The following is a 19,665-nucleotide window of genomic DNA, read 5'->3' as shown; positions in this document are numbered from 1 at the left end:
CTGAGACAGGTCCATTTAAAGTCGCGGCGGGACGTGCGTCCCGCCGCGTCAGCTTGAAAGGCTCCAGATCAATAGATCTTGGAGAACTTCTCGATGTTGGTCTTGTCGAACTGGAAGGGCGGAGCCATCGCAGCCGAGTTGGTGTCGTCGAGCGTGACCTTGCCGACGCGGCCGATCGACAGCGTCGCACCGGGCTTGGCCTCTTCCTTCTTCACCGCCAGATCATGGGCGAGGTAGACGGCGGAATAACCGAGGTCGATCGGGTTCCACAGGGCCACGGCACGGCTGGCGCCGTTGTCGATGAACTTCTTGAACTCGGACGGCAGCGCAAGACCGGTGACATTGACCTTGCCGATCAGGTTCTCGTCGGTGACGACCTGGGCCGCGGCGACGACGCCGACGGTGGTCGGCGCGATGATCGCCTTGAGGTTCGGGTAGGACTTCAACAGGCCCTTGGCTTCATCTGTGCTCTTGGCGGAGTCGTCATCGCCATAGACGGTGGCGACGAGTTTGATCTTGGGGAACTTCTCCGGCAGGATTTTCTTGGCCGCGTCGATCCAGGCATTCTGGTTGGTCGCGGTGGAGGAGGCCGACAGGATGGCGACGTCGCCACCTTCCGGCAGATAGTCGGCGGCGAGCTTGATGATGGTCTCGCCGATCAGGCCGGTGTCGGATGGGTTGAGATGCAGTTGCCGGCCTTCCTTGGCGACACCCGAATCCCAGGAGATGACGGTGATGCCGCGTTCCATGGCCTTCTTCAGCACCGGCACCAGCGCGTCGGCGTCATTGGCCGAAATGGCGATGGCGTTGACCTTCTGGGCGATCAGCGAGTTGACCACTTCGATCTGCGCTTCGGCGGTCGCCTTGGTCGGGCCGGTGTAGATGATGTCGACATCGCCGAGTTCCTTGGCCGCCTCTTCGGCGCCCTTGTTGGCGGCATCGAAGAAGCCATTGCCAAGCGACTTCACCACCAGCGCGATCTTGACATTCTCGGCATAGGCGGCATTCACGAACATGGCGGCTGAAAAGGCCGCCGTAACCATCAATTTCTTCAAGAAGCTCATCGAATATCCTCCCTTGAGCGTTGCATTCCATCGCCGCTGCGGGCGCGAGTTGGCCTCAGGCCTGCAGTGAAGATTCTTCCTTGTTGGTTGCCGACTTGCGGGCGACGATCAGCGTCACGCCCGCGGTCTCTAACATCTTGGCTTCGCGATCCTCGATGCCGTCATCGGTGATGACGGTGGCGATGCGCGACAGGCCGCACAGGATCAGGCTGGAGCGTTTCCGGAATTTCGAGGAATCGACCAGCACTACCAGTTCGTCGGCCTGGTCGATCAGTTTCTGCTCCGCCTGGATCAAGAGCGGATCGCCTTCCATCAGGCCCAGCGGTCCGAGACCCTGCGCACCCATGAACATGCGGCGTGCGTAGAAATTGCGCGTTACATCATTGTCGAAGGGCGACAGGATGATGTTCTGCTCGCGGTAGATCGTGCCGCCCGACAGCATCACCGTGTTCTTGGAGTGCTTGAGCAAGTGCTCGGCGATCGGGAAGGAATTGGTGAAGATCGGCATGCGGCGGCCGGTCAGGAAATGCACCATCTGGAACGTGGTGGTGCCACCATTGATGATGATCGGCTCGCCGTCCTTGCAAAGCTCCACCGCTTCGCGTGCGATTGCCCGCTTCTGCGAGGCATTGATTGTCTCGTTGACGGAAAAGGGCCGTCCGGCGAGGCCGATGAACTGCGGCGGCGAGATTGCTTCGGCGCCACCGCGCACCCGGCGCAGGCGCTTCTGGACATGCAGAGCCGCGATGTCGCGCCGGATCGTCGCCTCGGAGGACTCCGTCAGGTCGACCATCTCCTGCACCGTCACCACAGGCTTTTCCTGGACGGCGGACAGAATGATCCGGTGGCGCTCTTTTTCGTGCATGGTTCCTCCCTGCCTGAGCATCTAGGCACCCAAAACGCGCAGTGTCAATCATTTCCGATCATATAATTTCATTGTGCAGTGCAATATGATTGATCTTGATCGTTTGTGATTGACAAGCGGCCAGCTTGCGTAGACATTCCCGGCAAAATCGACTGCGGGTTTTTGCGTCCCAGGGAGGATTACCTATGCTCGACAAGCGCACCGGCGCGCGCCTCGCCAATCTGTGGGACGAGGCCAAGGCTCAGGCGATGAGCGAGCCGGAACGGCTCGTCTACCGCTCGAATGTGCTTGGCTCCGACAAGCGCGTCACCAATTATGGCGGCGGCAACACGTCCTCGAAGATCTGGCAGAAAGACCCGCTCAGCGGCGAGAACGTCGAAGTGCTTTGGGTGAAGGGCTCGGGCGGCGACAGCGCCTCGATCAAGCTCGACGGCTTTGCCACGCTCTATATGGACAAGTTACGCGCGCTGAAGGGCCTCTATCGCGGCCTCGCGCATGAAGACGAGATGGTCGGCTTCCTGCCGCACTGCACCTTCAACCTCAATCCACGCGCGGCCTCGATCGATACGCCACTGCATGCCTTCGTGCCGAAGCCTTTTGTCGATCACATGCATCCCGACGCCATCATCGCCATCGCAGCCGCCAAGGATTCCAAGGCGCTGACCAAGGAGATCTTCGGCGACACCATTGGCTGGCTGCCCTGGAAGCGTCCGGGCTTCGAACTCGGCCTGTGGCTGGAGAAATTTTGCCTCGAACACCCTGCGGCCAAGGGTGTCATCCTCGAAAGCCACGGCCTGTTCACCTGGGGCGACACCCCTCGGGAATGCTACGAGACGACGATCTCGGTGATCAATCAGGCGATCGAATGGTTCGAGCGCCGGTCAGAGGGCCTCCCCATTTTTGGTGGCGAAGCGGTCAAGTCGCTCGACGCCGCCGCACGCCGCGCCGTCGCCGCGAAACTGATGCCCAAAATCCGCGGTCTGATCTCGGAAAAGAGTCACAAGCTCGGTCATTTCGACGACCAGCCCGCCGTGCTCGAATTCGTCAACTCCAGGGATTTGCGGCCGCTGGCCGCACTCGGCACGTCGTGCCCGGACCATTTCCTGCGTACCAAGATCCGGCCGCTGGTCATCGAGTTCGATCCGGCAAAGCCCGATGTCGATGCAGTCATTGCCCGCCTCGCCGACGACATTGCCGCCTATCGTGTCGGCTACCAGGCCTATTACGACAGCTGCAAGCATGCGGACTCGCCCGCCATCCGCGATCCCAATGCCGTGGTCTATCTGATGCCTGGCGTCGGCATGTTCACCTTCGCCGGCGACAAGGCGACGGCGCGCATCTCGGGTGAGTTCTACGTCAACGCCATCAACGTCATGCGCGGCGCCTCCACCGTCTCGTCCTATGTCGGCCTGCCCGCCCAGGAAGCCTTCGACATCGAATACTGGCTGCTCGAGGATTTGAAGCTGCAGCGCATGCCGAAGCCGAAGGCGCTCGCCGGCCAGATCGCGCTGGTCACCGGTGGCGCCGGCGGCATCGGCCGCGCGACCGCCAACCGGCTGCTGCGCGAGGGCGCCTGCGTCGTGCTGGCCGATATCGACGAGGCAGCGCTCGCCAGCGCCAATGACGAACTGGCCAAGGCCTACGGCAAGGATTTCGTCCGGCCGGTGGTGATCAACGTCACATCGGAGGACCAGGTCATCTCCGGCTTCGCCGAGATGGCGGTCGAGTTCGGCGGCATCGACATTCTGGTGTCGAATGCAGGTCTCGCCTCCTCGGCGCCGATCGAGGAGACGACGCTGGCGCTGTGGAACAAGAACATGGACATCCTGTCGACCGGCTATTTCCTGGTCTCCAGGGAGGCGTTCAGGCTGTTCCGGGTGCAGAAGATCGGCGGCAACGTCGTCTTCGTCGCCTCCAAGAACGGCCTCGCCGCATCGCCCAACGCCGCCGCCTATTGCACGGCCAAGGCCGCCGAGATCCATCTGGCGCGCTGCACGGCGCTGGAGGGTGCGGAAGCGCAGATCAGGGTCAACGTCGTCAATCCGGACGCCGTCCTGCGCGGCTCGAAGATCTGGACCGGGGAATGGAAGGAACAGCGCGCCGCTGCCTACAAGATGTCGACCGACGATCTGGAGGAGCATTACCGCTCACGCTCGATGCTGAAGCGTTCGGTGTTTCCCGAAGACATCGCCGAAGCGATCTATTTCTTCGCCTCCGACATGTCGGCCAAGTCCACCGGCAACATCATCAACGTCGACGCGGGCAACGCGCAGAGCTTTACGCGGTAGTCGTTTGAAGGCGCCGCCGCCCCTCACCCTTACCCTCTCCCCGTAAGGACGGGGAGAGGGGGGAGCACCGGCGCCGGAGCTTCTCCCTTCTCCCCGTCCCTATACGGGGAGAAGGTGCCGGCAGGCGGATGAGGGGCAGTGCCACCGAACGCATTTGGGAGGAAACCTCAGTGTCCGAAACCATCATTTCCGCCGACCTCGTCGACAAGGACAATGCCGCGCGCAAGGCTGACCTCGAGCGCGATTACGCCTCGCTTGGCGAACGGCTCGACCGTCGCGGCATCGCAATCGATGCCATCCGTGACAAGGTCGAGAAATTCGCGGTGGCTATTCCCTCCTGGGGCGTCGGCACCGGCGGCACCCGCTTTGCCCGCTTTCCCGGCGCCGGCGAGCCGCGCGACATCTTCGACAAGATCGAGGACTGTGCCGTCATCCAGCAACTGACGCAGGCGACTCCGACCGTCTCGTTGCACATTCCGTGGGACAAGGCCGATCCGAACCGGCTGAAGCAGGCGGCTTCGCGTTTCGGCCTCGGTTTCGATGCCATGAACTCCAACACCTTCTCGGACGCGAAGGACCAGAAGCTCTCCTACAAATTCGGCTCGCTATCGCATGCCGACGCCGGCACGCGCAGGCAAGCGGTCGAGCACAATCTCGAATGCATCGAGATCGGCAGGACACTCGGCTCCAAGGCGCTGACGGTGTGGATCGGCGACGGTTCGAACTTCCCCGGCCAGGTCAATTTCGCCAGGGCCTTCGAGCGCTATCTCGACGCCATGAAGGAGATCTATGCCGGGCTGCCCGCGGACTGGAAGCTGTTCACCGAGCACAAGATGTACGAGCCGGCCTTCTATTCCACTGTCGTTCAGGACTGGGGCACCAATTACCTGATTGCGAAGGAGCTGGGCGACAAGGCGTTCTGCCTGGTCGACCTTGGCCACCATGCGCCCAACGTCAACATCGAGATGATCGTGTCGCGGCTGATCCAGTTCAAGAAACTCGGCGGCTTCCATTTCAACGATTCGAAATATGGCGACGACGATCTCGATGCCGGTTCGATCGATCCCTACCGGCTGTTCCTCGTCTTCAACGAACTGGTCGATGCCGAGCTTTCCGGTGCCGAGGGTTTTGATCCGGCACACATGCTCGACCAGAGCCACAACGTCACCGATCCGATCGAAAGCCTGATGCTGTCGGCGGTCGAGGTGCAGCGCGCCTATGCACAGGCACTGCTGGTCGACCGCAAGGCGCTGGAAGGCTTCCAGGACGGCAATGACGCGCTGATGGCGACGCAGACGCTGAAAGCCGCCTACCGCACCGATGTCGAGCCGATCCTTGCCATGGCGCGGCTGAAAACCGGCGGCGCCATCGACCCGGTCGCCGCTTACCGCGCGGCGGGCTACCGCGCCAAGGTCGCGGCGGAACGCCCGGCGGTCGCCGGTGGCTCCGGCGGCATTGTGTAGGCGAACTCTCAGCCCATATTGCCTCTCCGGTTTGCTTCGTGAGGTGGCCATTTTGTGAATGGACTCGATTGGTCCAAGAGGGTCTTCTAGGCGTCCCCCGCCCGGAGAACCCGCCATGTATCTCACCCGTCGAACATTGATCGCCGCCAGTCTTTCCATCACCTTTGCCCTCGCGCCCTTGACGAGTGTCTTCGCGGCTTCTCCGGCGCCGGCGAAGGGCGAGCACGGAATGGTGGTGACGGCCCAGCATCTGGCATCGGAAGTGGGCGTCGAAGTCCTGAAGAAGGGCGGCAATGCCGTCGATGCGGCGGTGGCCGTTGGCTATGCGCTCGCCGTCGTCTACCCCAATGCCGGCAATATCGGCGGCGGCGGCTTCATGACCATCCGTTTCAAGGATGGCAAATCGACCTTCCTCGATTTCCGCGAGCGCGCGCCGCTGGCGGCGACCAAAACCATGTATCTCGACAAGGACGGCAACCCGGTGAAGGGTGCCAGTCTGGACGGCTATCTCGCCGTCGGCGTGCCTGGTTCGGTGGCTGGTTTCGAGATGGCGCGCGAAAAATATGGCACCTTGTCCCGGCAAGACCTTATGGCGCCGGCAATCAGCTATGCCAAGGACGGGTTCATCCTCAATCAGGGTGACGCAGCTTCCTTTGCCAGCAGCGCCGCTCGGCTGGCCAAGGATCCTGCCGCTGCCGCTATCTTCCTGAAGCCGGATGGCAAGAGCTACGCCATTGGCGAGCGCCTTGTTCAACCCGATCTTGCCGCCTCGCTCGCCGCCATTTCCGAAAAAGGCCCTGATGCGTTCTACAAAGGCGCCATTGCGGACGCCATCGTCAAGGCGAGCGGCGCCAAGGGCGGCATCCTGGCCCGGCAGGATTTCGAGCAATATGCGGTCCGTGAACTCAAGCCGGTGACCTGCTCCTATCGCGGCTACGAGATCACATCCTCGCCGCCGCCGAGCTCCGGCGGCGTCATCATCTGCGAAATCCTCAACGTGCTGGAGGGCTATCCGTTGTCTTATCTCGGCGCCGGCTCGGCCGAGACCGTCCATGTCATGGTCGAGGCGATGCGCCATGCCTATGTCGACCGCAATTCGGCGCTCGGCGATCCCGATTTCGTCGACAATCCGGTCTCGAAACTCCTGGACAAGACCTATGCCAAGGACATCCGGGAAAAGATCGATCCGTTCCGGGCTGGCGTGTCGAAGGATCTGATGCCGAAGGGCTTTGGCGAGAGCAAGCAGACCACGCATTATTCGATCATCGACAATGACGGCAACGCGGTTGCCGTCACCTATACGCTGAACGGTTCCTTCGGCGCCGGCGTCGTCGCCGACGGCACCGGCATCCTGCTCAACAACGAGATGGACGATTTCACCCAGAAGCCCGGCGTTCCCAACCTCTATGGTCTGGTCCAGGGCGAGGCCAACGCCATCCAGCCGAAAAAGACGCCCCTGTCATCGATGAGCCCGACAGTCGTGGCCAAGGATGGCAAGCCGTTCATGGTCATTGGCAGCCCGGGTGGCTCGCGCATCATCACCATCACGCTGGAAGCCATCGTCAACGTCATCGACCACGGCATGAACATCCAGGAGGCGATCGACGCGCCGCGCATCCACCACCAGTGGCTGCCCGACACGGTTTACATCGAGCCGTTTGGACTTTCGCCGGACACCGAAAAGCTGCTTGCCGGCATGGGCTACCACCTCGATCCAAGCGACGCGACCTGGGGCCAGGCGGCCGGCATACTGGTCGGCGGCAAGAGCCTGGCGGAAATCGAGAAGGGCGGCGGCGCCCGCTACAATGGCGCCATCGACAGCCGCGCCGCCTCCGGCGAGGCGCTGGGATATTAGGATCGGGAAAGCTGGAGCGCGGCGATTGGGGTTGATCGCCCGCAACTCCCGTGGATGGTCACAAGACCAGCGTGATGGTCGACGCAACCAGCATCAGGGCCGCGATGCCAACGAACAGCGCATAGATGCGCGGCCGGTCGAGCAGCAGCGCGTTTCCGGATATCCAGGCTGACGTGGCGCCGCCAAGCGCGTAGAGGAAGCCATTGCGGTGCCCGAAGGTCATCGACGCCGCCATCAGCCCGCCAATGATGAGCGCGCCGAACACGATGATCACCGCGACGGCGTACTTCTCGAAATCGTTGCCGCTTCCCATGCTTGGACCGATCGCGTTCAACCTCGAAAGGTCGTCCGGGTCGAAGGGGCTGGTCGACCCATATTCGTCTTGACCGACAGGCTCTCGCATCATTCGTTCTCCGTATAGCGGCAACAAATCATCAAGCCTTGCCGAGCGCAACCCGATCGCACTGCGCTTGATGCGTTCGGCACGGTCTTCAACATCTTCCGACCGAAGCCTGCAGCCTGCTTTTTGGTTCATGCCCTGTCGTCTTTTTTGTCCAAGGCAACCCAAGGCGCGCCTGCCTGAAGGCGACCGTGTACCATTAATATGGCGCCTATTCGTGGAAGAAAGATGATGCCGGGTGGGATTGGCGGCACCGATGGAGATTTTCAGTGGGGCGTGACGTCGCACAGGGGGTGTGACGGGCCGAATCGCCTTGCCGCTAGCGTCAACGAGTTGCGCGGCCGCGATCTTTCCGCGCCAGATTCCGGCCGCTCTCATCGCCGCTCCCGGCATTGCTCTGACACGCACTGGCGAATCAGCGCGGGCAATGGCGTAGCGCCTTGGCACCTTCCTTGGTGCATGTCAGAGCCGCATGCCGGCGAGAACCACATGTATGTCCTGCCGGTGACAGTCAACCGTGCGGTGCAGGCAGCGTTTGCGTTGCGGAGGGGAGAAGGATACCGCTCTTTGCCGAATGCCTGACTCAGCAAGATGGTCGGCGCCTCGCGCCATCATTCCTGTGAAGGGGAGGCGCTCAATCGACGGTAAGAGACGCCGCCGAAGCTTGCCGTCACAAAATCCGTGACGGACATCTTGCGCTTGCCTCCGTCGCTGCAGGTATAAACGGGCCAACCGGCATCGCTGCATTCGCTGGCAGCACAGATGCGCGCCAGGCAGTTCCCGACAGTCAGCCGGAAGCCGCCCTTGCCGGCGAAGCCTTGCAATAGGCTGCCATCCGCCGAGCGCCATGTCCGCGCACGGAATTCCGTCCGCAAAAGCAGCGGTTCGAGAGGAACCGCAAGGTTGGCTTCGCCGGTACGCCCTGCGAGCTGCAGACGGAAACGCGCCATTGCGGTCGTGTATGCGGTCACAAGATCCGCTTGGCGAAAATAGGCGGTCGTCAGGCTGGAGCGGTCAAGCAGATGAGACATCCGCTCGCCTGCCTCTACCGGCTTCATCAAGGCAACAAAGGCAAGAAAGGCGAAGCAAGCTCGCGACATTTTCCAGCAGCCATATCAATCTCGGCGTGCCGGTTTGCCCCCGGTTGCCCTCCTATAACATCCCGCCAATCGACGCCTGGCGCAAGCAGCTTGCTGAGCAGTCCATAAGCCCGCCTAGCCTGGAGCCAAAGACGGTGACCCGTATCGATGAATTTGCGCGGGCGATGGTGCAGGCCGCGTTTGCGGCAAGGAGGAAGACCTCTACCAGCCGGGGTTCCTTAGCTGGAGCGAACCGGCGGCAGTTCGAATAGAGTGGCTCCATTCTCCCGACCCTGCTCGATGTAGCCGATCACGCGAAACCATCTGGCGACGTCAGGTCCCGGGAGCCAGCTGCGCGAATGGATCGGAAGGTTGCCGGCGAGCGCCTGAATGTGGCGGATGTGCTGCTTGCAGAAACGGACGGTGGAGGCCCGGAAGAAATCCTCCTGCGCGGCGAACAGCGTATCGGCTGCGTCGCCGTTCTCATGCCAGGCGATGATCGCCACGACCTTCTCGCCCTCGACAAGCGCGTGAGCACGACCTTCCTTCAAGTTCATCATCAGATTGTCGTAGGCGATCTTGCTGTCCTTGCCGGCCGCCGCGTACTCGTCCGACATCCGCTTGGACAGATCACGAAAGACGTCCTCCAGATCCCCGAGCGTTGCTGCGCGTGCTCTCATTTCTCCTCCTGCAGCCCCGACAGGCAGTTTGCCCTAAGGATGGGGGATCACCAAGCAAATCAAATCCGGATGCAGGCCGATGGGAGCAAAGTCGTTCGTTGGGCAAGGTGTGCCCTAATGCGACTGGGCTGGCCTTCGTCAAACCGGCGGCGAAGGCGATGGATCAAATCAGAAGATGGTGCCCAGAGGCGGAATCGAATTGTTGGCTATCTATTTGAATTTAATTATAAAAAGTCAGTGAGGATATTGATAAATACCCACAAAATTACCCAATCCAAAATCATACCGATGGTTCGGTTCCGTTATCCACAGAAAATTGCTTTGCATGATGCGATAGATGCTATCATTTTGCCACCTCTTGCAATCGGATTTCATCATCTCGCCTCGGCCTCCACGATACGGGATTCTCAATCCACCGATTGATATCCGACTCCCGCCATCCGGCACCGTTGACGCTGATCCTGATCTGAGCCGGAAATGTGCCTTCGGCGATCTTGCGATACATGGTTGAGCGGGACAGGCCGGTCCGGGCAAGGACAGTTCTGCTGCGGATGATACGGTCGGGTTCTGGCATGGCTGGCCTGCCTCCTGCTGGATGCTTCTGATATCTGGTGGGCAGGCATAATGGGGAACCGCAGCCGCGCAATACGCGTTGCCGCCGTATCGTAAGTTGACGTGTTATCGGCGGCAAATCGGATGGGTCAGATTGCGATGTCGCGCCCCCTTCCGAGTCCCAGGCCGTGGCTGAACGCGATTTCCGCGCCGAGGCGGCGGCCAGAATCGGTTTGAATGCCAAGGTCGCGCTTGCGGTTGGCGAGGAGCGATTCCAGCTGCGGATCGCGTTCGAGGCTCTTGGCCATGTCAGACATCGCCGAGCGCGTTGACTTGTAGCCCGACATGTCGCTGGCTTGGTATTGGTGCTGGCTTGTCCTTTCCAGCTTCTGCCAACTTTCGACGAAACGGTCGGCGCGGCGGCCGGGATCGATGTCCATCCCGGTGCGGATTTCCGTTTCAAGCTGGAGAGCAAGTACGATGCGGCTGACGCGACCTGCCCGTGCCTCGCGGACAAGTTCGGGATTTTTCACATAAGCCGCTTCGGCATCGCGCCAGCCATGCGGCCGAACCTTCTCGAACGCGCGTCGGGCATCCCTCAATTCGCGCATCTGGTCGGGACTGCCCCGCCCGTCCGCATTTCCAGTACTGAGGATCGCGTCGAGCGCACGCGCGTGGCGCACAAGGGCCTTCGTGCGAGCGCTGCGCAACGCCGCTTCCGCGTCCGCCGGCGCATCCGTGTCACGCTGCATTTCTGTGGCGGGAGTTTTTCTTTCCGGCGTGGAGCCAGCATCTCCGATCTGCGCCCCAACATTTTCCCTTGCCGGCCGACCCCGTTCTTGGCCGGGCTCGCTGTCTCCGGGGGAGCGCAACCCCTCCAGCAATCCGCCAATCCTGTCGCGCAGCTTCTCGGGAACGATCCGGCGCACGATCTCGACCACGCGCTCGCGGAACGTGATGCCGCGCCGCTCGGCATAGCTCTGCGCCGGATCGATCTGCTCGTAATCCGACGCCATGTCCTTGGCGCGGTCGCGTGACAGCGTCCGGACGAGGCGTTCTCTAGTGGCAAAGTCATCGCCGCCGTAATGTAGGTCCATGCTGTCTCGATGCCGCGACAGTGCGACGTAGCTGCCATGCGCATCCATGCCCGGCGTGGCGAGCACATGGGTCCGGTCGACGGTCATGCCCTGCGCCTTGTGAATGGTTGCGGCATAGCCGTGGTCGATGTGCGCGTAGTCTTTCAGGTCGAAGCGCACCGACCTCCCATCGTCGACGCGAACCGTCATGCTCTGTGTGCCGAGCCCCTCCACGATGCCAAGCGTGCCGTTCTTGACGCCAAGCCCGCGCTCGTTACGCAGGAACATGACCCGATCGCCGCTGGCGAAGGCCCTTGCACCGCGTTCCACATCCACCTGAACCTCGTCGCCGAGATTGCCGGCAATGCGCATGCGCTCGCGCGCTGCCTGGTTCAGGGCGGTCACTTCGTCGTTTGTGTGGGTGAGGATTATCCGGCTTGCCTCTGGATGCGCCTGCCTGTCGCGATCCCAGCGCTTGACGAGTTCACCTCGCGCTTCGTCGCGCGTTGGAGCTGGATGCACCATGCCTTGCGCGTCGTAGGCGCTGATTGCGGCACCGATCCTGCCGGTTGCCAGATCGCGCGTGGCATCGCGCTGCCAGTCCTCGCGCTGCCGGCGCACCTGACCGATTTCGACGCCGCCATGTCGCTCGTGAATCGAGCGGAATGCGGCGCCGGCTTCGATTGCCTGCAACTGCTGCGGATCGCCGACAAGGACGATCTTTGCGCCAGCGTCCGCCGCATGGGAAAGCACGCGCTCCAGCTGGCGCGTGCCGACCATGCCGGCCTCATCGATCACCAGGACATCGCGCGCGGTGAGCAGATCCCTGCCCTGTCCCCAGCTATGCTCCATACTGGCGATGGTGCGAGACGAGATCCCTGATCCGCCTTCCAGATTCTCGGCGGCAATCCCAGAGAGTGCCGCGCCTCGAACCTCGTAGCCTGCCGCTGCCCATGCCTGGCGCGCAACGCCCAGCATGGCGCTCTTGCCCGTTCCGGCAAAGCCGACAATGACACCAAGGCCGCGACCATCGGTGATATGTGCAAGCGCATCGGTCTGCTCGCCTGACAGGACAAGTCCGTGTTGCGCAGCCCGCGCCAGTGCTGCCTCGCGATGTGCGTCACTCACCGCGTGGCGCTCGTCCAAAACCATGCGTTCGGCCGCGCGGTGAAGGCGCTGTTCAGTGTCGATCATCTGCCGGGTGGTGAAGCGATCTTCGGCGCGTCCGTCTTTGCCGAGTTCGACCAGATCGGGTGCGTTGCTGATGGCTGCCACGACCGCGTTGAACTGCTCCATTCCGTCGCTGTGTCGATGCGAGAACTTCGCGATGTCTTTTCGGGTGAAGGTCGATTGCTGATGCGTGATGGCATCGAGCGCCACGGATGGATCGGCAATGATGCGCGCACCATTGTTGCGCGCGATCTCGCGATGCAGTTCGGCGCGATCTGCTTCAATGTCGCCAGCAGCAAGACCACTGCCCTCGATGCGCTGGGCTGGCGCACCAATCTGCGTTTGCGGCTCCAGCGCTATGCCCTGCGCTTCCAGGCTGCGATGATCGATGCGGGCGTCGATGTCGAGTTCGGCCAGGCGCTCATTGGCCAGTTCCGCCCATCGCTCGCGCCAGCGCTCGACCAGCTGGGTGCGGTTCCAGTCGCGAACCTTGGCACCGAAACCGTTCTCATCGACCGACCGCATGGTGAGCATGACATGGGCATGCGGTTTTACACTGCCATCCTCTGCCCTGTCCCAGTGGACATTGAGATCGGCGACCATGCCCTTGCTGACAAACTCGACTTGTACAAAGTCGCGCGCCAGTTCGATGCCTTGAGCCTGGCTGAGTTCGCGCGGGAGCGCAAACTCGACCTCGCGGGCAAGCTGCGCATCCTTGCGCACCTCGAACGCCTCGACATCGTCCCACAGCCGTTCGCGGTCGCGCCAGGCCTCCGGCGCGTTCTCTGGCAGCATCACCTCCGAATGAACGACACCGCGCTTGGCTGAAAAATCATGGCTGCGTTCGATCCGCTCGTCATGCAGCCGCGAAGCCGAGCGGTAGGCAGCGGACGCGACAGCGCTTGAGCCTGCCTTGCGGCCAATGACCTTGACGTGAAGATGATAGATCGCCATCGCGACAGGATTATTTGCACGGCAAAGCGCACGTCGGCACGACGTATAAGCGCGCCCTCCCTCGAAAAAATCTCGGGATGGACCAGCCCGTCCCGAGCTGTCTCGGCAACCCTGAAGCCTTCCGGCGGACGCCCAACTATCATCCAGAGATCGACAATCAATGGAGACAGCCATGCGTAAACATGGGCTAATCGCGGCGCGACTCACGATCTATTCCGTCGGGACGGCGGATGGTGAAGGCGGTTGCTCCTCGATAGAATCGGAAGCGGGCTCACGATTGGCGCCGGGCCCAAATATCGGACGGAGAGCAACCATGGAGCAGTATGTCGGCCTTGATGTTTCCTTGAAGGACACCGCAATTTCGATCCGCCAGGATGGTGAGCGGATTTGGCGTGGAAAATGTCCTTCTGACCCTCAGATACTGGCGCAAGTGATCCGCAAGCATGCACCGCACGCCAGCCGCGTCGTCTTCGAGACTGGGCCATTGGCAACTTGGTTCTATCACACGTTGGCGGCTAAAGGTCTGCCTGCGATCTGCATCGAAGCGCGCCATGCGCAGAAGGTGCTGAGCGAAACGCTCAACAAGACCGATGCCAATGACGCGGATGGGTTAGCCCGGCTTGCCGAAGCGGGCTTCTTCAAAGCGGTCCGAGTCAAGTCGTACGACACGATGTTGATCCGCACGCTGGTGGCGGCACGCAATCAATTCATCCTCATCTCGACGCAACTTGGCAACCAGATACGCGGAACAATGAAGACGTTTGGGCTCATCGTTCCGCGGGGCAAAGGAGGCGCGTTCGAAAACAATGTCCGGAACCTTCTGGACGGCGAAGAAGGTCTGGCTCGGATCATGCTGCCGCTGCTCGAAGCCTGGCGCGACGTTCGCAAGCGCGCGGCCGATCTCGATCGTCAGCTACTTGCGACGGTGCGCAAAAGTCAGCGGGCTCAGTTGCTGATGACCGTCCCCGGCATTGGTGCGGTGACGGCTATTTCCTATGTCGCAGCGATTGAGGACCCCGACAATTTCCGCAAGTCACGCGCGGTGGGCGCTTGGCTGGGCCTGACCACACGGCGTTACCAGTCCGGTGAGGTCGACTATGACGGCCACATCTCACGACGAGGTGACAAACGCCTGCGCAGCTTGCTCTATGAAGCAGCGCTGGTGATCCTCACCCGAACCGGCGCCAAGAACGAGAGCAGCCTCAAGACCTGGGGACTCCAGCTACGTGAGCGCCTGGGCTTCAAGCGCGCAGCGATCGCGGTGGCGCGTAAACTGTCAGTCATCATGCACGCGATGCTTAAGTCAGGAGAAGCTTTCAACCGATCGGCTGGGGCCAGCGCCTAGCCTAGGCAACCCAGCTCTACACTCTCAGCGCGTCGTCATTCTAGCGCGCCGAGGCGTCCCTGCCGGGACGTGGGTCAGACCATTCCGTTCTCGTGATTGCAGCTCTCCGGAGACTGCGGCGCAAACACAGGAAGGCCTCGCCTGCGAAGACCCATAATGCGACGGCCAAATGCCGATCGCGGAGACAACCCTGCTCCCGGCACTCGCCTATGACTCGCGCGAAAGCGGCCACTGCGGGCATGCCCATTCTTCGTTCCAACCTGCGGCGGTGCAATCCATCGCCCGACTAGAAATGGAGTTGACCAGATGAGAGCGATTAGACAACCACGCGATTACGACACGGAACTGAAAGCGCTGGAGGACAAAGCGCGAGAACTCAAAACGCGAAAGGTGCAGCAACTTGGCGAGCTGGTGATCGCCACCGGGGCTGATCAACTCAGCACCGATGAACTGGCCGGAGCGTTGGTCGCAATCACTGAGACGAAAGACACGGCAAAGCGTGAGGCGTGGCAAAGCGTGGGGTGATGTTTTTCGAAAGCAGGTCACGGCGAACTGCTCCGGCATCTCAGCGCAACGTTCGCGGCGCTCAAACGCAATCGGGCAGCCCACAATCGCCAGCAGGCGGCACGGGCTCGGCATGACATGCGCACCTGGCAGATCGACCCGCCGCAAGCGTACCCGACACCTGATCGAACTCATGACGAGCTACCCGATCGACGAGTATGAACTGCTCCGTGCCAATGATCCGCCAACGGCCGAGGACCTGTACCGGAGACGACTAACGGCCGGCCGCTGGCGTTAGATCCAAATAGCGCAGGTCTCGCAGATTTAGGTACCCGGGGTCGAAGTCTGCAGCCTCGCTCAAGGCGTCCCAGTTCAAAACGACCAGCCGCCCATCCTTATGCTCTAAAAGGCGGTCCGCGCGCAGTTGTTTCAACATGCGATTTACGTGAACTACGCTCGCCCCGACGGTCTCTCCGAGTTGAGCCTGAGTTAGGGGCAAGGGGTAGGAATTGTCATTTACCAGCCCCATAACGTTCATACGGGTGTAAAGCTCACAGGCCAGATGGGCTAACCTTCGCAACGCATCATGCCCCCCCAATACCTTGACCCAGGCGCGCGCGACGGCTGCATCCACCAGGCTTTCCCGCCAAAATAGATTTGCCAGGCGAGGCGACTTACGGAGAACGTCAAGAAGGTCGCGGTGTGCGATCAGGGCAACCTTGCTCTTACCGATCGACGCGAGAGTGTGATCCATCGTTCTGAGATGCAGCCCCTGGAGATCAGGAATGTCGCCGGGAACGTGAATTGAGAGGGTTTGCAGATTGCCGTTACTCAGAATGCTATACCGCCGGAGCAGTCCCTCAACCACTAAGCAACAGTGGCTTGGCTCGTTGCCTTCCAACGCAATCTGCTGACCGGACGTCAACTGCTTACCCACAAGCGTCATAGCTTCGACGCTCCCGCGTTCATCTGGTGTGAGGCGACCTAGGCTTTCGAGCTTTCGGATCAGCGGTTTTGTCAAATCGGACATCGCTAATTCTCTAGCACATGTCAGACAACCGAAGCTTCACTTTCGTCGTCGCGACTTCGTCTGCGTTCCTCGCAATATCAAATGACATCATCGTCGAAAAACTTCGCGAGGAACCATTTTGCAAGTCAGCACTTTTTTGGCCCGTCAGACCGAAGGAGGCTGTCATGAAACGTCGGAAAGTTGACCGCGAAAAGTTTGAGAGAGCGGACCGCGAGAGCAGACTCGTGCTCGATGCGGAGAGGCAGGCGAGAGAGGCAAAGACTGCTCGCCTTCGAGAGCAGCGCTTGAAGGAGGCAACCGACAAGGTGCTGCTGGAACTCAACTCGTCCAGAGAGGCCCAATGAGCACCCGTGGCATTAATTTCCTCGACAAATGTACGGCAGAACAGCTGCCCGAAACCGCGACCGACGATCCGATTGTCATCAGAGACCTTGCGGACAAGGCAATGAGGGCGGCGGTGTCAAACGGCTTCCAAAACTGACCCTCGATCAGCGTCCAATTTTGACCCCCTTATGTAATGAGCGGCGGTCAGCGTTCGCCCGGGCGGAGCTGGTCAGGGTTGCGCAGCCCGGGCGAACGCGGATGGCGTTTGGCAGTTGATGGGGTGATCAGGCGCGTTCTTGAAGCGCCAGGATTCGTTTCCGGTCTCGATGATCTCGCAGTGATGCGTCAGGCGGTCGAGCAGCGCTGTTGTCATCTTGGCGTCGCAGATGTTTTTCAAAGCAGAAGCTGAAGGGATCGGCGAAACAGAAATTGCCGACAGTTTCGAAGAGGTTCATAAAAGCCTCATCCACATTCCGCCGCCGCCACCGAGCGCCATCGGTGAAACAATAGCGATGTCTTCGTCGGCGCCGATATGGCGCGCAAGTTTCTGCAGATGGGCTTCACCCGTGCGCGGCGTTACGCGAACTACAAAGGCGGGCGCAAATATGTTGGAGCCGATCATCACGAGCTCGATTGTGGGACCGGAGATCCTGAGAAGGCGAAAAGCGCTGCGATCTTCTACAAGCGCTGGAGGGCTGCCGAGGCAGACGAAAGATATGCGGCTGCCAAGGCTGACTGGAAGAAAAAATATGGGTGACCGGGCGTCTCGGGTGACGCCCATATGGGCATATCCATGAGGTCTGAAAACCGGTTACATCAATTGGGCCAGCTATGCAGCTTCCTCAACGAGCTTTGCAGGACCGGGATCGCGTTTCCCATTGATGACGTTGAGAAGATGAGCCGCGGCGCGTGCGTCGCAGAGTGCCCTGTGATGGCCTTTGAGGTCGATGTCGTACACGTCGCAAAGATTGGCAAGACTGTAGGATTTATGACCTGGGAATTGCCTGCGCATGGTCGCGCACGTGCATAGTTTGGGAAACCGGAAGCGACGCTCAAGCCGTTCATATTCGCCGGATAGAAAGCCGTAATCGAAGTTGACATTGTGGGCGACGAAGATGCCGTCGCCCATGAATTGCATGAAGCTGTCCGCGATCTCCGCGAAAAGTGGAGCGTCTCTTACCATGGCGTTTGTAATGCCGGTGAGCCGTGTGATGGCCGCCGGGATCGACCGCTGCGGGTTGATCAGCGACGTCCATTCATCGACAATTTCATGATTGCGGATTTTTACGGCACCGATCTCGGTAACACGGTCGCCATTCGACCAGCTTCCAGTCGTTTCGATGTCGACAACGACATATTCTTGATCAGCATCGAAGCGAAAATCGACACGTACGATTTCAGCCTTGATACCTGCGCTGGACAACTGACGCAGGCGCGTGAGCTGATTGCGGCGTACAGCGTCTCCTTCCGCCTTCACTTCAAGAAAAGCGACCTCGCCGTTGAACTCGGTCATCAAGTCTGGAAAGCCGTCGCGCATAGCGCGAAAATCTTGGCTCATGAGCCGAAGGATGGTGCTTACCCCGCCGGGATGAGCGGCAAGCAAGAGCCTTATCGCACCCATGTCGATATGATCCCAGGCAAAGAGCCCGTTCGGCGTCCCCCACTTTCCTGCGATGGTGCGCAAAATTAGGGCGAGCGCGGACTGCGACGACACGGCAGACAGTTTCACGTCGATCTCGCGCGTGAATAGACGCGCGAAGCTCTTGTCTTTCAGGCAATGCGGCACCCAATCGAAGCTCGAATGTAGCTGACCGGACTCGAACAGCTCTTCCCAGAACAGCAAACCGAACAGGCAGTGCCAGAGCTTATTCTCTGCATAGAAGACCGTGCAGCCCTGCCGTCGCATCACTGCCGCTACGCCAGCCTCCGGATTTCCGCGCCAGCTGTCGTCGACTGTGACGGTATGACCGGTCCGAAGCAGTTCGGTGCAAAGCCCTGTTCTTCGGCCATTGAACTTGCGGGCATAAAAATCATTTGCAAAAACGAATTCATCATCGCTCGCCGGATCGTCAATCATCCTGCGAAGAAGCTCTTCCGACCCTTTCTTGTCTCCCGTTGAGTAGAGCAAACGCGTCAGGCGCTCATTGCATTCAAAGGATGAGCCGGCACCATAGAGCTGTATCGCAATTTCCTTCTCGCCGCCTTTTTCAAAAAACTGTCCCGCCTTGTGCGCCGCACTGCTTTTCAAACCCTCGGCGTAGTCAGTTGTGCATTCGGGACCGTCAAGAATTTCAGAAATAGAGGCGCGAAAGGTAACCTCGGATTTGATCTCGAGTCGATCAAGCAGCCGGCTGTAGTGGAAGCTTGCATGGGCCTCGTCGGCGTCGGTGAAGCGCGCACTCAGGTTTGCATTTTTGTTGGTGCGCAGGATGCCCAGGTCGCGCAGGGCAAAGTTCTTCAAATCTCGCTCGGTCTTTCCGAAATAGAGGTACAGCAGGAATTCGACCGGGCCGGTGTCGCCGAGCGCGATGAAATCATCGCCGCCGCAATGGCGATAGGCTGTCTCAAATGAGACGTTCGCTAGATAATACTCGACCACCTTGCCCTTCGCCCAGGACGTTCGCAGATCGGTGAGGCCGGCGTCCTTACCAGCCTTCGTGAGCGCTCCTTTCGCGTGGCATACGATGAAGGATGCATAGTCGCTGTCAGCGAGTGACCGCACATAACCGAGAGCCCGGAGTTCTGCCACGGCTCGCCTAGGGTTCGATATCTCGGCGTAGCGAAAAGCGGACTGTCGAAAAATGTTACCACCCCGATTTATCATGCGGATCAGAAGGCACTGCGCATCTTTCGAAATTGTCGCAAATGTCGTGATAAACGCGCGGTGTCGATCCGTCAGCACCGAACCATAGGTATCGCTGACGATGTCGAGCATTTCGGTGAAATGATCATGGTAATAATAGACCGGCAATACAGGCAGCTTCATTCGCACCGCCCTTTCATGTTCATATCCGCT

The 19,665-nt window shown here is 60.5% G+C and carries 16 protein-coding genes and 2 pseudogenes; 8 read left to right on the top strand and 10 right to left on the bottom strand.

All coding sequences use genetic code 11. The annotated features are described in order from the left end of the window. Positions 1–68: 68 nt before the first annotated feature. Positions 69–1,064, bottom strand: a complete 996-nt coding sequence (rhaS, locus tag AC56QQ_RS33035) for a rhamnose ABC transporter substrate-binding protein (protein WP_497124772.1) — start codon at positions 1,062–1,064, stop codon at positions 69–71. 55 nt (positions 1,065–1,119) lie between these two features. Further along, the gene (locus AC56QQ_RS33030; protein ID WP_256753955.1) at positions 1,120–1,929 is read right to left on the bottom strand and encodes a DeoR/GlpR family DNA-binding transcription regulator; all 810 of its coding nucleotides are present in this window, start codon (positions 1,927–1,929) and stop codon (positions 1,120–1,122) included. Between the two features lie 185 nt (positions 1,930–2,114). Here AC56QQ_RS33030 and AC56QQ_RS33025 point away from each other — a divergent pair, with 185 nt between their 5' ends. The 3 genes from AC56QQ_RS33025 (at position 2,115) to ggt (ending at position 7,535) form a co-directional block, all read left to right on the top strand. Further along, positions 2,115–4,217, top strand: a complete 2,103-nt coding sequence (locus AC56QQ_RS33025) for a bifunctional rhamnulose-1-phosphate aldolase/short-chain dehydrogenase (RefSeq protein WP_497124771.1) — start codon at positions 2,115–2,117, stop codon at positions 4,215–4,217. 170 nt (positions 4,218–4,387) lie between these two features. Next, on the top strand, positions 4,388–5,680 hold the full coding sequence (rhaI, locus tag AC56QQ_RS33020) for an L-rhamnose catabolism isomerase (RefSeq protein WP_497124770.1): 1,293 nt from the start codon (positions 4,388–4,390) through the stop codon (positions 5,678–5,680). Between the two features lie 115 nt (positions 5,681–5,795). Further along, entirely contained in the window at positions 5,796–7,535 is a 1,740-nt protein-coding gene (ggt, locus tag AC56QQ_RS33015) for a gamma-glutamyltransferase (protein ID WP_497124769.1), read from the top strand. Between the two features lie 58 nt (positions 7,536–7,593). Here ggt and AC56QQ_RS33010 read toward each other — a convergent pair whose 3' ends face one another. The 5 genes from AC56QQ_RS33010 to traA form a co-directional block, all read right to left on the bottom strand. Then, positions 7,594–7,941, bottom strand: coding sequence for a hypothetical protein (locus AC56QQ_RS33010; RefSeq protein WP_489859430.1), 348 nt, complete (start codon positions 7,939–7,941; stop codon positions 7,594–7,596). Between the two features lie 605 nt (positions 7,942–8,546). Beyond that, the gene (locus AC56QQ_RS33005; RefSeq protein ID WP_497124768.1) at positions 8,547–8,966 is read right to left on the bottom strand and encodes a hypothetical protein; all 420 of its coding nucleotides are present in this window, start codon (positions 8,964–8,966) and stop codon (positions 8,547–8,549) included. Positions 8,967–9,253: 287 nt separating this feature from the next. Beyond that, entirely contained in the window at positions 9,254–9,694 is a 441-nt protein-coding gene (locus tag AC56QQ_RS33000; protein ID WP_489859432.1) for a hypothetical protein, read from the bottom strand. Between the two features lie 343 nt (positions 9,695–10,037). After that, positions 10,038–10,268: a helix-turn-helix transcriptional regulator gene (locus tag AC56QQ_RS32995; RefSeq protein ID WP_224618633.1), complete on the bottom strand. Its 231-nt coding sequence runs from the start codon at positions 10,266–10,268 to the stop codon at positions 10,038–10,040. A gap of 127 nt (positions 10,269–10,395) precedes the next feature. Continuing rightward, complete coding sequence (gene traA / locus AC56QQ_RS32990; protein ID WP_497124767.1) at positions 10,396–13,446, bottom strand: Ti-type conjugative transfer relaxase TraA; 3,051 nt, start codon at positions 13,444–13,446, stop codon at positions 10,396–10,398. A gap of 313 nt (positions 13,447–13,759) precedes the next feature. On the opposite strand from traA, the gene AC56QQ_RS32985 reads away from it, so the two are divergent. Both AC56QQ_RS32985 and AC56QQ_RS32980 read left to right on the top strand, forming a co-directional pair. Continuing rightward, entirely contained in the window at positions 13,760–14,791 is a 1,032-nt protein-coding gene (locus tag AC56QQ_RS32985) for an IS110 family RNA-guided transposase (protein ID WP_497123285.1), read from the top strand. 315 nt (positions 14,792–15,106) lie between these two features. Next, positions 15,107–15,432 (top strand): annotated as a pseudogene (locus tag AC56QQ_RS32980) (conjugal transfer protein TraD). 137 nt (positions 15,433–15,569) lie between these two features. Here AC56QQ_RS32980 and AC56QQ_RS32975 read toward each other — a convergent pair. Further along, a complete protein-coding gene (locus tag AC56QQ_RS32975) occupies positions 15,570–16,325 on the bottom strand; it encodes a Crp/Fnr family transcriptional regulator (RefSeq protein ID WP_497124765.1) in 756 nt (251 codons plus the stop codon). A gap of 164 nt (positions 16,326–16,489) precedes the next feature. On the opposite strand from AC56QQ_RS32975, the gene AC56QQ_RS32970 reads away from it, so the two are divergent. Together AC56QQ_RS32970 and AC56QQ_RS32965 are read left to right on the top strand one after the other, a co-directional pair. Continuing rightward, positions 16,490–16,669: a hypothetical protein gene (locus AC56QQ_RS32970; RefSeq protein ID WP_497124763.1), complete on the top strand. Its 180-nt coding sequence runs from the start codon at positions 16,490–16,492 to the stop codon at positions 16,667–16,669. After that, the gene (locus AC56QQ_RS32965; RefSeq protein WP_497129282.1) at positions 16,666–16,806 is read left to right on the top strand and encodes a hypothetical protein; all 141 of its coding nucleotides are present in this window, start codon (positions 16,666–16,668) and stop codon (positions 16,804–16,806) included. The genes AC56QQ_RS32970 and AC56QQ_RS32965 overlap by 4 nt, the downstream gene beginning before the upstream one ends. On the opposite strand, the pseudogene AC56QQ_RS32960 reads toward AC56QQ_RS32965, so the two are convergent. Continuing rightward, positions 16,786–17,031: pseudogene (locus tag AC56QQ_RS32960) on the bottom strand (ATP-binding protein); the annotation flags it as partial. The gene AC56QQ_RS32965 and the pseudogene AC56QQ_RS32960 sit on opposite strands and share 21 nt — an antisense overlap. A 150-nt stretch (positions 17,032–17,181) precedes the next feature. Here AC56QQ_RS32960 and AC56QQ_RS32955 point away from each other — a divergent pair. Further along, a complete protein-coding gene (locus tag AC56QQ_RS32955; RefSeq protein ID WP_497124762.1) occupies positions 17,182–17,406 on the top strand; it encodes a DUF4385 family protein in 225 nt (74 codons plus the stop codon). A 72-nt stretch (positions 17,407–17,478) separates the two neighbouring features. Here AC56QQ_RS32955 and AC56QQ_RS32950 read toward each other — a convergent pair whose 3' ends face one another. Further along, the gene (locus AC56QQ_RS32950) at positions 17,479–19,635 is read right to left on the bottom strand and encodes an exonuclease domain-containing protein (RefSeq protein WP_497124761.1); all 2,157 of its coding nucleotides are present in this window, start codon (positions 19,633–19,635) and stop codon (positions 17,479–17,481) included. Positions 19,636–19,665 lie beyond the last annotated feature (30 nt).

The sequence above is a fragment of the Mesorhizobium sp. RCAM 05099 genome, assembly GCF_059683685.1.
Note: the sequence above shows the minus strand (reverse complement) of the source record. Positions and strands in the feature narration are given on the sequence as shown.